A 14,030-nucleotide genomic window follows, 5' to 3' on the forward strand; every position below is an offset into this window, starting at 1 on the left:
GGTGTGATCATGCAAATGTCTATAAAATCACTGGAAAAGCAGGTATTAGATGTATTAAATGAGGTTAAAGATCCTGAAATCGATACAGTGAGTATTATTGACTTGGGTATGGTAGAGGAGGTAATGGCCGAAAACGGTGTGATTGAGATAAAGATCCTGCCGACCTTTTTAGGATGTCCGGCCCTTAGCATTATTCAAAAAAATATCGAAAATGCCGTGAAGGCCATTGAGTATGTAGAAAAGGTTAAGGTAGAATTTATCAACCACCCGCCATGGACGTCAGATCGGATATCTGAAAAAGGCAGAAATGGACTTAAAGCATTCGGAATTGCTCCTCCACCTCGTTTAATGGACAGTGATGGATCGTGGCATGTTGATTGCCCGTTTTGCGGTTCTACCTATGTGACCATGGATAACATCTTTGGGCCGACAGCTTGCAGAAGTATTTTATACTGTAAAAATTGTAAAAACCCATTTGAAGCAATGAAACCGATATCAACTTTAATGTAGATAAAGAGAATGTGAGGAGAATCGATTATGGCTAAATTAATTGCTTTATATAAACAACCGGAAGACAAGGCTGCATTTGATGAACATTATAATAATGTACATGTTCCAATCACGGAAAAAATTCCTGGCTTGCGTGAAATCAAAGTAACAAGATTTACTGGAACGCCAATGGGCGGGGAGCCTCCTTATTATTTAATGTGTGAAATGCGTTATGACAGCCATGAGGATTTACAAAAGGGCATGCGTTCCGAAGAAGGTAAAGCTTCTGGAAAAGACTTAATGAAATTTGCCGGTAAGCTAGTTACTTTGGTTATCGGAGAAGACGATTAATGAAAGCTTATAAATTTATTGAAGCTTCACATCAAGACGGTGTAGCGCTTATTGAGCTAAATAGACCAGCTCAATATAATGCCTTAAATCGAACAATGGTACACGAAATTGTTGATGCGATGGAAACTTTCGACGGGGATGAGAAAGTTCAGGTTATCGTGATCACGGGGAAAGGACGGGCGTTTTCAGCAGGTGCAGATATTGATGAAATGGCAGGGGATGATCCAATTCGATTGGAGCTATTAAATCAATTTGCCGAGTGGGACCGTCTATCTTTAATCAAAAAGCCAATCATTGGTGCGGTAAAAGGCTTTGTTTTTGGCGGGGGATTTGAGTTGGCACTGAGCTGTGATTTATTAATTGCAGCCAGCGGTACGGAATTTTCATTCCCGGAAGTGAACCTTGGGGTTATGCCGGGAGCGGGTGGCACCCAGCGCTTGACAAAAATTGTCGGCAGAACGAAAGCGTTGGAATGGTTATGGAACGGCACTCGAATTTCAACAGAAAGTGCCTTTCAGCACGGATTAATTAATCGAGTTGTCTATCCTGAATTATTAATGGAAGAAACGATGAAAACAGCAAGATTTATTGCAAACCAAGCGCCGCTTTCAATTCGTTATATTAAAGATGCAGTCAATAAAGCGGTGGATTATTCTCTTTATGAAGGAATGCAATATGAACGGAAAAATTTCTATTTATTATTTGCTTCCGAAGATCAAAAAGAAGGTATGAACGCTTTTATTGAAAAGCGGAAGCCGGAATTTAAAGGGAGATAACCATATGTACGAAACGATTTTGTATGCTGTTGAAAACGGTGTGGCCTGGATTACGTTAAATCGGCCAACTACATTAAATGCATTCGTGGCTCAAATGAATAGAGAAATTACTAAAGCCATTAAAATAGCTTCTACAGCTGAAGAGGTCCGCTGCATCGTTATTACCGGTGAAGGACGTGGTTTTTGCTCCGGTCAAGACCTGTCAGAAGTAGATGAAAATATGGATCATGGGCAGGTAATAAGGGAGAAATACGGGCCGATGATAAAGCAAATTTATCAATGTGAGAAACCGATTATAGCGGCTGTCAACGGGATTGCTGCCGGTGCAGGTTTTAGCCTTGCATTAGCCTGTGATTTTCGTATTCTTTCAGAACGCGCAAGCTTCTTAAATGCTTTTATTCACATTGGTTTAATCCCAGATTCAGGTAATAGTTACTTCCTTACTAGATTAGTAGGAGAAGCAAAAGCATTGGAAATTTCGATTTTAGGTGAAAAAATCCCTGCGGATCAAGCGCTTTCATTGGGACTGGCGACTAAAGTGGTATCTACTGATAACTGGGATGCTGAAGTCACCCAATTTGCAGAGCGAATTGCGGCATTACCAACAAAAGCAATTGGATTAATCAAACGCACAATCAAATCTACAGGTGAAAAATCCTTTACTGACTACTTAGAAGAAGAGGCGCAAGCCCAAAGAATTGCTGGTCTAACAAAAGATGCTCGTGAAGGCGTTCAGGCCTTTATGGAAAAAAGAAAACCAACCTTTATCGGCAAATAAGAGGAGGATCAACTCATGACAACACAAGTAACTGAAGCGGTTTCTTTAAAAAGAGATTACTATCATTTAATTATAAACGGCGAAAAGGTAGAAAGCTCCAATGGAAAAACGATTAAAACTTATAATCCAGCTACTGGTGAATTAGTTGCTGAAGTAGCAAAAGCATCACAAGAGGATGCAGAGAGAGCCGTTTTAGCAGCACGCGAAGCATTTGATCACGGAAAATGGCGTAAATATCCAATTAACCGTCGTTCACAAGTGTTAAATAAGATTGCCGCAATTATGCGCTCCCGGTTCAATGAATTGGTAGAATTAGAAATTTTGGACACTGGTAAATCTTTAGCTGCTGCACAAGGGCAAGTATCACAAGCGATTGAAGATTTTGAATTCTATGCAGGGGCTATTGTCGGACACCGCGGTGTCGTTAATAATATGCCTGGCCAATTTCATAATTTTACTGAAAAAGAGCCTGTTGGCGTATGTGCGCAAATCATTCCTTGGAACTATCCATTGATGATGGCTGCTTGGAAAATCGCTCCGGCGATTGCAGTTGGTTGTTCTGTTATTGTAAAACCAGCTAGCTTAACTCCGCTTACTGCGATTATTTTAGGTGAAATCTGCTTAGAAGCAGGCGTACCAGCTGGTGTTGTCAACATTGTTCCTGGATCAGGTTCAGAGGTTGGAAACTACCTTGTAGAACATCCAAAAGTAAATAAAGTGGCTTTCACTGGTTCTACACCAATCGGTAAAGATATTATGGCAAAAGCTTCTGAAACATTAAAACGTGTTACGCTTGAATTAGGCGGTAAATCTCCTAATCTCGTATTTGAAGATGCGGATATCGATGCTGCCGTTGATGGATCTCTTTTCGGAATCTTCTATAACTCTGGACAATCCTGTGAAGCACGTTCACGTTTATATGTTCATGAAGATATTTACGATGAATTCATCACGAAGTTTGTTGAAAAAACAAAGAAATTAGTACTTGCGAATCCATTTGATAAAGGCACTCATATGGGTGCAATCATTGATCAAGCACAATTAGAAGTTATCGATGGCTTTGTAAAATCCGCAATTGAAGAAGGCGCAGAGATTTTAGCAGGAGGAAAGCCTGCTGTTGTAGAAGGATATGAAGGTGGATTCTGGTATGAGCCGACTGTCATTGCAAATGTCAATCACGACATGACAGTTGTAAAGGAAGAAATCTTTGGGCCTGTTGTAGTAGTTATGAAGTTTAAGGATGAAAAAGAAGCAATTAAACTTGCAAACGACACAGAATTCGGATTAGGTTCAGCAGTTTGGTCAAAAGATGGCGCGCGCGCAACTCGTGTGGCAAAGCAAATTGAAGCAGGAATCGTGATGGTAAACTGCCCATTCTCGGCCTTCCCTGGTACACCATTTGGCGGTTATAAGCAATCAGGTTTCGGCCGTGAGTTATGCATTGAAACACTCGATCTTTATACCGAAACAAAGAGCATTGTTTCTTACTTTGGAAGTCGTCCAATAAATCCACTAGGTGTTTAATATCCCACACGTACGAATGAGACTTCCACGTCTCATTCGTACGTTTTAATTAGACAAAGGAGAGATCTTTGATGAAAAACATCGTTGTTGTTGGTTCTGGTGTAATGGGTAGAGGGATTGCCTATGTATCTGCACTTGGTGGATTTTCCGTTACATTGGTTGATGTGAATGAAAATGCGCTTAAAAGTGCCGAAGGTGAATTAAATTCCATTTTTGCAAAAGGACGCGAAAGAGGAAAAATTTCTTCTGAACAGGAAAATTTCGCGAAAGCGAATCTATCCTATGCGAGTGATCTGCCGCAGGCATGTTCTATTGCTGACTTAATTATTGAGGCTGTCCCTGAAAAAGCAGTAATTAAAAAACAGGTTTTTGAAACAATGGAGCAATTTGCACCAGAACATTGCTTATTTGCTACCAATACTTCTACCATGAGTCCAACAGAAATTGCATCATATGGTAAACGCGCGGATCAAACGATTGCAATGCACTTCTTTAATCCGGTTCACAAAATGCCGCTTGTAGAAATCGTCCGCGGTCTTGAAACGAGTGATGAAACCGCTGAAACGATTAAAAAAGTGGCGGAACAAATGGGGAAAGAAACGGTTGTAATCAATGAATTCCCTGGTTTTGTCACTAGCCGTATCAGCTGTCTTGTCGGTAATGAAGCTTTTTATATGCTTCAAGAAGGACTTGGAACACCTGAAGACATTGATAAAGCTATCAAACTTGGATTGAACTATCCAATGGGCCCATTTGAATTAGTTGACCTTGTTGGATTGGATGCCCGTTTAAATAACTTGAGATACTTGCATGAAAAATTAGGCGAAAAATACCGTCCAGCACCATTACTTGAACAATATGTAGCTGCAGGCAGACTTGGCCGTAAAACGGGTAAAGGTGTTTATGATTATACCAAAAAAGAAGAGTTGGTGAAAAAATGAAAGAAGTTGTAATTGTCGACGCAGTTAGAACGCCAATTGGAAAATATAAAGGTGCTTTAAAAAGTGTTCGCCCAGATGATTTAGGCGCCATCGTCATCAAGGCTCTTCTTGAAAGAAATCCTAACCTTCCTCCGGAACAAATCGAAGATGTCATTTTTGGAAATGCCAATCAAGCAGGGGAAGACAATCGAAATGTTGCCAGAATGTCAGGACTTCTTGCTGGACTGCCGATTACTGTAGGTGGCACAACGATTAACCGTCTTTGCGGTTCAGGTTTAGATGCTGTAATTCTAGCAGCTAGATCAATCGCTGTGGGTGAAGGAGATATCTATATTGCTGGTGGAACGGAGAGCATGACACGTGCTCCTTATGTCATGGGCAAGCCTGAGGTTGACTACCCAAGAGGTTCCATGGAACTTCAGGATACGACGATTGGCTGGCGCTTCACAAATAAAAAATTAGAAGAAATGTACGGGGCAGAATCGATGCCTCAAACAGCTGAAAATGTAGCGCAGCGCTGTTCGATCACACGTGAAGAACAAGATGAATTTGCGCTTCGAAGCCAGCAACGAGCCAAAGTCGCTATGGAAAACGAACGGTTTGCGAATGAAATTGTTCCTGTCACCTTTAAAGATCGGAAAGGGAACGAGGTAGTGGTAACAAAGGACGAGCATCCACGCCCGGATACTTCCTTAGAAAAGCTATCAAAACTTCGGCCTATTTTTGAAGGAGGTACGGTCACTGCGGGAAATGCATCCGGTGTAAATGATGGTGCTTCTGCCGTATTGTTAATGAGCGCTGAAAAAGCAAAGGAACTTGGCTTAAAGCCGCTTGCTAAATATGTAGTGGGAGCAGTTGCGGGTCTTGAACCATCTGTAATGGGATTAGGACCTATCTATGCTTCAAGAAAAGCCCTTACAAGAGCGAATCTATCAATCGATAAGATTGGGTTAGTTGAATTAAACGAAGCCTTTGCCTCCCAGTCCATCGAATGTATGAGACAATTGGAGCTTGATGCGGATAAAGTAAATGTTAATGGCGGTGCCATTGCTTTTGGCCATCCGCTTGGAGCAAGTGGGGCCCGTATTTTGACTACCCTTGTCCATGAAATGAAAAAACAAAACGTTCAATATGGTCTGGCAACCATGTGTATTGGTGTTGGACAAGGAATTGCCGCAATCATTGAAAATATTGAAAATTAACTATTAATGCCCTTATATAGTCTGACTATAAGGGCTATTTTTTCTTAATAAAGGAGCGGAATTGTTTTATGGAAAATGTCTTATATAAAGTAGAAAATCATATTGGTTATGTTACCGTTAATCGACCTGACGTTTTAAACTGTTTTAACTATGCTACACTTTCCCAGCTTCAAGAAGTGGTGAATGAAATCTCGTTAAATCCCGATGTTCACGTCGTTATTTTTACCGGAGCTGGAGAAAAGGCTTTTAGCGCAGGCGCTGATTTGAAGGAAAGAAAAACATTAACAGAAACAGAAACCAGAAGAAATGTAAAAGCCATTCGCGATGTGTTTAACAGTATTGCATTGCTACCGCAGCCAACAATTGCAGCTGTTAATGGCTATGCGCTTGGCGGTGGATTTGAATGGCTGCTATCCTGTGACTTTGCTATTGCTGTAGAAGGAATCTCTTTGGGATTAACTGAAACAAGCTGGGCAATTATTCCAGGAGCAGGCGGAACACAGCGATTGCCGCGATTAGTTGGCGAAACAAAGGCAAAGGAATTAATTTTCACGGCAAAGAAATTGTCTGCCCAAGAAGCACTAGAATTGGGTATAGTCCTAGAGGTAGTGTCTCGTAACGAATTAATGTCTGCTTGTGAGGAATTTGCTGCAAAAATAATGAAAAATGGGCCAGTTGCCATCAGACAGGCAAAATATGCGATTACAAGAGGGCTTAACACCGATTTACAAACAGGGCTTGAAATTGAAGCAAAAGCATACGAACTAACGATACCGACGGAAGATCGCGTAGAAGCCTTAAATGCATTTAGTGAAAAAAGAGCCCCTCGTTTTTCAGGGAAATAGCTTGCTTTTTTGAGTAAAATATATAAAAATTATAACGCTCGTATAAATTATGTGATAAAAAGAATGGGGGGGTGAAATGAATGGGTGAAAATACACGCTCCATGATTTTTACAATATACGGTGATTATATTCATCACTATGGGAATAAAATTTGGATTGGCAGTCTAATTGGACTACTAAAGGAATTCGGTCATAATGAGCAGGCCGTTCGGGTAGCCGTTTCCCGTATGTTGAAACAAGGGTGGATCCAATCTGAAAAGGTCGAGAATCGCAGCTATTATTTTCTAACAAAACAGGGTATAGACCGAATTGAAGAAGCAGGAAATCGTATTTTCAAGCTGAATCCAAGTGAATGGGATGGAAAATGGCGTGTTCTTATGTATACCATTCCCGAAGAGAAGAGACAGATTCGGGATGAACTTCGTCAAGAATTATTATGGAGCGGCTTTGGCAGCTTTTCAAATGCCTGCTGGATTTCTCCGAATAACTTGGAAAAAGAAGTGAAACTCCTTATTGAAAAATATGATATCAGCGAATATGTAGACTTTTTCGTCTCTGAATATATCGGTCCAAGAGATAATAAAACTCTAGTTGAAAAAAGCTGGCCGTTAGAAGATGTGGTTGAGAAATATGAAGAATTTATTATCACGTACAGCAAGCAATTTTTTGCCAATCAAGAGATTATTAGTCGCGGTGAAATGACCGATGCCCAATGTTTTGTTGAACGGACTAAGCTTGTCCATGAATATCGCAAATTTTTGTTTATCGATCCCGGACTTCCAAAAGAACTATTGCCGGAAAATTGGAATGGAAACCTTGCAGCCACATTATTTAACCAATATTATCAACTTCTTGCGGAACCGGCCAGTCGTTTTTTTGAAAGCATTTTTAAGGAAAATAATGATTTATGTAAAAAAGACGACTCCTATGATGCTAAACACCATCCGTATATGATTCAGTGACAAACAAAGCAGCTTTTCAACCATTTTTTTGAAGAGCTGCTTTGTTGTAAATGGAACCGTGCAATTTCTTTTTAATGAGAGGAGAATTTGTGTGAAATCAGTAAATGAATTGCTATCGATAAAATATCCAATTATCCAAGGAGGAATGGGTAATATCAGTAATGCTCAACTGACAGCAGCTGTATCGAATGCTGGAGGGCTTGGGACGATTGGATGCGGAACGATGACCCCTGCGCAGGTTGAATCGATTATTCTGGAAACGAAGGATCTGACAGATCAGCCTTTTGCAATCAATATACCTATCAATGTTAGTCCCTATACTGATGAAATGATTCAACTTGTCATTAAACACAAGATACCTGTTGTTTCATTGTCTGCCGGCAATCCTGCACCTTATATTGGACAATTGCACGAATATAACATAAAGGTGATTGTTATTGTTGCGGCTGTTAAACATGCACAAAAGGCAGAAGAGGCTGGTGCCGATGTTTTGGTTGCGGAAGGATTTGAAGCAGCCGGAATTAATTCCAATCTAGAATTGACCACTTTTACGCTGATCCCGCAAATTTGCAAACATGTTTCTGTCCCTGTCTTAGCTGCAGGGGGGATAGGCGATGGACATGGTTTAGCTGCTGCATTAATGCTCGGGGCGTCAGGAGTACAGATGGGGACACGCTTAATTGCAACAATGGAAGCACCTTTCCATTCTACATATAAAAATCGATTGATTGAGGCTAGCGATCAGGAAACGGTGATTTTGGGCCGTTCGGTTGGCCAGGTCAGGAGAGTACTAAAATCAGGCTATGCAAAACAAATTATTGATTTGGAACGTCACGGTTTATCAGAAGAACAATACCGTCAGATGACATCGGAGGATTTCCATCTGAAAGGTGCCCTGCGTGGTGACGGTGAAAATGGCTTCATGAACAGTGGACAAATTGCTGGGCTTATTGAAGATGTTCCAACTGTACAGGAATTATTAGATGGAATGATGAGTGAGGCACGTGCAGTTATGGAGGAGCGCCTGCGTCTTTTTACTATGTAAAAGTTCTTGAGAGGAGTTTGGGGATGGGGAAAATAAACAAGGAATTTGATCTTTTGAAGGTTGTAACAGATGGCGCTGCACCACCTCCATGTGATTTGACTTTGCAAATTGAAGTGACATCGGCGGAGGATGGGGTCGCACAGGGCATTTGGAAAGTCAATGAGCAGTTTATGAACGGACTCGGTGTGGCAATGGGCGGCTTTGTTTCATCAGCGGCAGACATTATGATGGCCTATGCAGTTGCATCTAAGTTGAAGGGTGAACAAAGCTTTACTTCTATTGACCTGCATACGACCTTTCATAGACCCATTTTAAAGGGAGAGGTCATGGTTGAGGCAAGGGTGGAAAGATTGGGAAGGAAAGTTGCCTACGTCGTGTCCGATTTATTTCAAAATGAGAAAAAGGCAGCAAGTGTTGTTTCTTCGGTGATGATTATTGGTGAGTGAGGTTATTTGAAGGACAAATTTTTGTTGATCAAGAGTGGAAGTGTCCTTCAAAGGGTGCTGGAAGGACAAAGTCATGTAAAAAAGAGGAAAATTGCCTTCAATAGAGCGGCTGAAGGATAGAAAGAAAATGATTAACTTGTTCTTCAAATCTTCTTGTTATTTTTTGAAAGAAATATAAAACTACTCTAACCTCTATGAAATCACCCGACGAATAACAAAAAAATAAAAAGCTTGCAGACTTATCTAGGATCTAGAATTTGCCTGCAAGCTGAAGCCTTTAAAAGAGCTTATTTCATTCCATTAAAACTTACTGCTATTTTAGCTCCAACAACTGCATTGTTTTTCACAAGAGCAATGTTTGCATCTAAACTTTTTCCTTCGGTTAATTCTTTTACTTTTCCAAGCATGAAAGGTGTTACATCTTTACCGGAAATATGTTTTTCATCAGCTTCTTTTAAAGCTGTTTCGATTACGCTATTAATCTTTTTTTCATCCATGGCATATTCTTCAGGAATTGGGTTGGCAATAACAGCTCCGCCTTTAAGATTCAAATCCCATTTTACTTTTAATGTGGAGGCAATAGTTTCCACTTCATCAGCACGTAAGTTTAGAGCAAATTCACTAGTGCGGGTATAAAAGGCAGGAAGTACATCCGTTTGATATCCAATTACCGGAACGCCTTTTGTTTCAAGATATTCCATTGTCAGGCCTAAATCTAGAATCGACTTTGCACCGGCGCAAATAACGGCAACGTTTGTTTGTCCAAGTTCTTCCAGGTCTGCCGAGATATCCATTGTCGTTTCGGCACCACGGTGAACACCGCCAATACCGCCGGTAACAAAGATATTAATTCCCGCAGCCTCAGCGCAAATCATAGTAGCAGCGACGGTTGTAGCTCCTAGTTTTTTTGTTGCAATTAAATACGCTAAATCACGTCTTGATGCTTTTGCTACATCTGAGCTTTTACCGAACATTTCTAACTCTTCATCGGATAGTCCGATTTTAATTTTTCCATCCACAATTGCAATTGTTGCCGGAACGGCCCCATTATCACGGACAATTTGTTCCACTTCACGCGCTGTTTGGACATTTTGCGGATAGGGCATACCATGTGAGATAATAGTTGATTCTAATGCTACGATTGGTTTTCCTTGTTCCTTTGCGGCACGTACTTCTTCAGATAATTCAATATATTGTTTCATGGTGATTCCTCCATATCTTTTAGTAGTTTTTCAGCTGATAAATCCTGACGGACGGTATACGGGGTTTGAAGCGTTTTTGCAGCATTCACATTTCCGGCTTTAGCAATCTCGGGTAATGATTTCCCCTCTAACCAGGTGTAAATAACAGCAGAAGAGAAGGCGTCTCCTGCTCCTGTTACATCGATGATTTCCTTTATTTCAATTGAAGGGACATGGAAAATTCCTTCTTCTTTATTACCGATCATTGAACCTTCTTTACCGTTCGTAATAATCACATTGGATATTCCGAGTGATAACCAATTTTCTAATGCTTTTTTCCAGTCCGCTTCAGTCTTGATTTCAGTATGAAAGTAAGTTTCCGTTTCATCACAGTTTGTAATTAACCATGATACACCTTCTAAATCTTCTGGTAATCGATTCATCTTTGGAGATGAAACAGGTATTAAAACAATCGGAATTTCATGACTTTTTGCGAAATCACACAAAAATTGAATGGTTTCCTTAGGACAGTTTAAATCCGCCACTATACATTTTGCTTGGCTTAAATAAACATCGTTTTTAAGAAGTAATTCAGGTGTGATTGCTTCGTACACTTCCATATCTGCCAAAGCAATAATTAATTCTCCGTTAGAGTCTAGAACAGCCGTGTATGAACCAGTAGATTTTTCTGGATATTGGGTGACCGTTTCCAAATTCATGTATAAAGACGATGCTTCCTCAATAAAAGACCAGTCTTTGTCAGCACCGCTTGTTGAGATAAGGTCCACTTCCATACCAATCCGACCTAGGTTTTCTGCTATATTTCTAGCTACACCACCTGCATTATGAGTGGCGTAAATCGGATTAGATGTACCTAATTGGGCTTTCTCTTTCATATGGAATTTACGGTCCATATTCGCTCCACCGATACAAATTACATGCTGTGATTCACTTAAAATATAGGCTCTTCCTATAATTTTTCCTTTTTTAGTTAAACCGGAAATCATATTCGCAACAGAGGGTCTGGATAATCCTAATATTTCCGCAAGTTCTAGCTGGGAAACGTATGGGTTCTTTCGGATTAAATCTAAAATTAATTGTTCTTTCTCATTCATTTTTTCAGGCACAAAACTCACCTCGTTCCTAAACAGTACGATTATTTTGGATTAAAGGTTTTTAATTCTTTCTGATTTTCAGGAACTTTTACTTTACCGTCTTTTATTTTTTTTACCCATTCTTTTACAGCTGCATCAATATTTGTTTTGTTAGCAGCTTTTTCATTGATTGGTGCTAAGCCGACACCATCTTCAGTTAAACCGTATAACGTAACCTTTCCGCCAGGGAAATTTCCATCCTTGGCTTTCTGAGAAAGGTCTTGGACTGCTACATCAACGCGCTTAAGAGCGGATGTAAGAACGACATCCGGTCCCATATCGGCTTGGTCACGGTCAACCCCAATTACCCAAATTTGTTTGTTGGGGTCTTTTTTCTTTAAATCATTGGCTTCTTTGAATACACCAACACCTGTGGCTCCTGCAGCGTGAAAAATTACATCCGCGCCTGTTGAATACATTTTAGCAGCGATGGCTTGTCCAACCTCAGCTTTGTCAAAAGCACCTGCATATTGAACATCGACTTTCACTGTAGGATTTGCAGCCTTTACTCCAGCTAAGTAACCAGATTCGAATCGTTCGGTCACAGGGATTTTCATCCCGCCAATAAATCCAATATGGTTAGATTTTGTTGAAAGAGCAGCCGCTATACCTGCAAGGAATCCTGCCTCTTGCTCTTTAAAAAGAATACTAGCAACGTTGGGTTGTTTAACCTCAGCATCAACGATGGCAAATTCAGTATTTTTTTGCTGCTTTGCAATTGCTTCTACCGCATTTGGCATTAAGAAACCAATCCCATATACCAGATCAAACCCTTGACGAACAAGTGTATTTAGGTTTGTAGTATAATCTGCATCTGATTGGGATTGAAGGTAATCATAGCCGCCTTTACCTTTTGTCAGACCATTTTTTTTACCGAAGTTTTTAAGCCCTTCCCAAGAAGACTGGTTAAAGGATTTATCATCGACACCACCGATATCCGTAACCATTGCTACTGAGAAGGTTTTTCCTTTCGCAGTTTCGGTCTCATTGCTTTTTCCACAGGCTCCTAATAGTGTACCAGCTGCGAGTACAAGCGATAAGGCCATTCCGATTTTACGCTTTTTCAAAATATGCTCCCCCTAAGATGTAATAAGATTAGCAGATAATCTTTTTAAACTTTTGTTTGTAAATTAAACTTATGTTTGTATTATACTTCGGATTTATTGTTTGGTCAACAGCATACTTTCTAGATATAATTTCATTAAATACATACTTGAAAAGAGGATACATAGATGGAAAAAGATTTAATGGGAAAGCGTATTGCCATTACTGGATCAAGGAAAACAGAAGAAATCAGCATGCTTATTAAAAAACAAGGCGGTATCCCGCTTGTACGGTCATTACAAGGAACGGTTCTTTTATCGGAAAAGGAAGTGGAGCCGGATTTAAAAAGGTTTGTTCGTGACGGAGCAGATTGGGTGATTTTTACAACAGGTATGGGCACAAACACTCTATATGAATTGGCTAAAAAATTGGATGTTGAAAACGAGTTTTTACAGGTTATTCGTCTGGCCAAAGCGGCTTCTAGAGGTTATAAAACCTTATCAGCATTAAAAGAGCTTGGGGTTAACCCTTTAGCCGTAGATCAGGATGGGACAACTCGGGGATTAATTCAATCACTAGAAGGATTTGATTTCTTCAATAAAAGAGTGATGGTTCAGCTCCATGGTGAACAAGCTCCGAAACTAACCAAGTTTCTGGAGGATAGGGGAGCTATTGTCACTAAACTTCTACCCTATAAACATATTGCCCCCGAGGCAGAAACCATTACAACAATCTGTGATGAGTTGTTAACAGATAAGCTAGATGCCGTATGTTTTACAACCGCAAATCAAGTCCGTTCTCTCTTTGATTTTGCAAAAAGAATGGGAAGCGTTGATGGAATCTTGAAGGCCTTCGAGTTTAATACTCATGCTGTTGCTGTTGGAAAGGTCACTCAAGAGGCTTTAAGGGAAGAAGGGATAGACCGAGTAATTACTCCTGAAAATGAAAGAATGGGGGCGATGGTGGTAGAGTTGTCACGTTATTATCGTACCGTGAACATTAGTAACAACTACTAATAATCCTTTATCTTTTGCATAAGTTTTAACAAAGGGTTTATCAACAAGGGGGGAGTTGATGTTTAAATTTTTTTCTTTTAAAAAAAAACCGAAAGAAAAGCAGCCATCCCTCCATTTACCCCATATTCTTATGAAACTGGATCGAATTATTGAGCTCCTTGAAAAACAACAACAGGAGAAAGTCAAAGAAGAGAAAAAGAAAAACAAGGTGGAAATATCCACCTTGAACATGTACAAATTGATCATCTAGAGAACATTAATTTTCAGCTTGAGAAT

At 40.1% G+C, this 14,030-nt stretch carries 16 protein-coding genes; 13 read left to right on the forward strand and 3 right to left on the reverse strand.

What is annotated here, in order from left to right; genetic code table 11:
- Positions 1-9: 9 nt before the first annotated feature.
- From paaD to RCG21_RS12575, 11 genes are all read left to right on the forward strand, one after another.
- A complete protein-coding gene (gene paaD / locus RCG21_RS12525; RefSeq protein ID WP_133333713.1) occupies positions 10-510 on the forward strand; it encodes a 1,2-phenylacetyl-CoA epoxidase subunit PaaD in 501 nt (166 codons plus the stop codon).
- A gap of 27 nt (positions 511-537) precedes the next feature.
- Positions 538-840 carry an EthD family reductase gene (locus tag RCG21_RS12530; protein ID WP_133333712.1) on the forward strand — a complete coding sequence of 101 codons (303 nt, stop codon included), beginning with the start codon at positions 538-540 and terminating at the stop codon, positions 838-840.
- A complete protein-coding gene (locus RCG21_RS12535) occupies positions 840-1,616 on the forward strand; it encodes an enoyl-CoA hydratase/isomerase family protein (RefSeq protein ID WP_133333711.1) in 777 nt (258 codons plus the stop codon). The genes RCG21_RS12530 and RCG21_RS12535 overlap by 1 nt, the downstream gene beginning before the upstream one ends.
- A gap of 4 nt (positions 1,617-1,620) precedes the next feature.
- Positions 1,621-2,394: an enoyl-CoA hydratase-related protein gene (locus RCG21_RS12540; protein WP_308913219.1), complete on the forward strand. Its 774-nt coding sequence runs from the start codon at positions 1,621-1,623 to the stop codon at positions 2,392-2,394.
- A gap of 15 nt (positions 2,395-2,409) precedes the next feature.
- On the forward strand, positions 2,410-3,918 hold the full coding sequence (locus tag RCG21_RS12545; RefSeq protein WP_133333709.1) for an aldehyde dehydrogenase family protein: 1,509 nt from the start codon (positions 2,410-2,412) through the stop codon (positions 3,916-3,918).
- Positions 3,919-3,986: 68 nt separating this feature from the next.
- Positions 3,987-4,859 (forward strand): 3-hydroxyacyl-CoA dehydrogenase, encoded by an 873-nt coding sequence (locus tag RCG21_RS12550; protein WP_308913220.1) that lies wholly within the window; start codon positions 3,987-3,989, stop codon positions 4,857-4,859.
- Positions 4,856-6,061 carry a thiolase family protein gene (locus tag RCG21_RS12555; protein WP_133333707.1) on the forward strand — a complete coding sequence of 402 codons (1,206 nt, stop codon included), beginning with the start codon at positions 4,856-4,858 and terminating at the stop codon, positions 6,059-6,061. The genes RCG21_RS12550 and RCG21_RS12555 overlap by 4 nt, the downstream gene beginning before the upstream one ends.
- Positions 6,062-6,129: 68 nt before the next feature.
- Positions 6,130-6,906: an enoyl-CoA hydratase-related protein gene (locus RCG21_RS12560; RefSeq protein ID WP_133333706.1), complete on the forward strand. Its 777-nt coding sequence runs from the start codon at positions 6,130-6,132 to the stop codon at positions 6,904-6,906.
- An 80-nt stretch (positions 6,907-6,986) separates the two neighbouring features.
- Complete coding sequence (gene paaX, locus RCG21_RS12565) at positions 6,987-7,868, forward strand: phenylacetic acid degradation operon negative regulatory protein PaaX (protein ID WP_133333705.1); 882 nt, start codon at positions 6,987-6,989, stop codon at positions 7,866-7,868.
- Between the two features lie 91 nt (positions 7,869-7,959).
- Positions 7,960-8,913, forward strand: coding sequence for an NAD(P)H-dependent flavin oxidoreductase (locus RCG21_RS12570; RefSeq protein WP_133333704.1), 954 nt, complete (start codon positions 7,960-7,962; stop codon positions 8,911-8,913).
- Between the two features lie 23 nt (positions 8,914-8,936).
- The gene (locus RCG21_RS12575; protein ID WP_208025331.1) at positions 8,937-9,359 is read left to right on the forward strand and encodes a PaaI family thioesterase; all 423 of its coding nucleotides are present in this window, start codon (positions 8,937-8,939) and stop codon (positions 9,357-9,359) included.
- Between the two features lie 287 nt (positions 9,360-9,646).
- Here RCG21_RS12575 and RCG21_RS12580 read toward each other — a convergent pair whose 3' ends face one another.
- Genes RCG21_RS12580 through RCG21_RS12590 form a run of 3 tightly spaced genes read right to left on the reverse strand, consistent with a single transcriptional unit; the run spans position 9,647 to position 12,761 of the window.
- Positions 9,647-10,561, reverse strand: coding sequence for a pseudouridine-5'-phosphate glycosidase (locus tag RCG21_RS12580; RefSeq protein ID WP_133333703.1), 915 nt, complete (start codon positions 10,559-10,561; stop codon positions 9,647-9,649).
- Positions 10,558-11,655, reverse strand: coding sequence for a PfkB family carbohydrate kinase (locus tag RCG21_RS12585; RefSeq protein WP_308914259.1), 1,098 nt, complete (start codon positions 11,653-11,655; stop codon positions 10,558-10,560). The genes RCG21_RS12580 and RCG21_RS12585 overlap by 4 nt, the downstream gene beginning before the upstream one ends.
- A 41-nt stretch (positions 11,656-11,696) precedes the next feature.
- Positions 11,697-12,761: a BMP family lipoprotein gene (locus RCG21_RS12590; protein ID WP_133333702.1), complete on the reverse strand. Its 1,065-nt coding sequence runs from the start codon at positions 12,759-12,761 to the stop codon at positions 11,697-11,699.
- A gap of 165 nt (positions 12,762-12,926) precedes the next feature.
- Here RCG21_RS12590 and RCG21_RS12595 point away from each other — a divergent pair, with 165 nt between their 5' ends.
- The gene (locus RCG21_RS12595) at positions 12,927-13,754 is read left to right on the forward strand and encodes a uroporphyrinogen-III synthase (RefSeq protein WP_133333701.1); all 828 of its coding nucleotides are present in this window, start codon (positions 12,927-12,929) and stop codon (positions 13,752-13,754) included.
- Between the two features lie 58 nt (positions 13,755-13,812).
- Complete coding sequence (locus tag RCG21_RS12600; protein ID WP_308913221.1) at positions 13,813-14,004, forward strand: hypothetical protein; 192 nt, start codon at positions 13,813-13,815, stop codon at positions 14,002-14,004.
- Positions 14,005-14,030 lie beyond the last annotated feature (26 nt).

It is taken from the genome of Bacillus salipaludis, assembly GCF_030938565.1.
GTDB classification, from domain to species: Bacteria; Bacillota; Bacilli; order Bacillales; family Cytobacillaceae; genus Neobacillus; species Neobacillus salipaludis_A.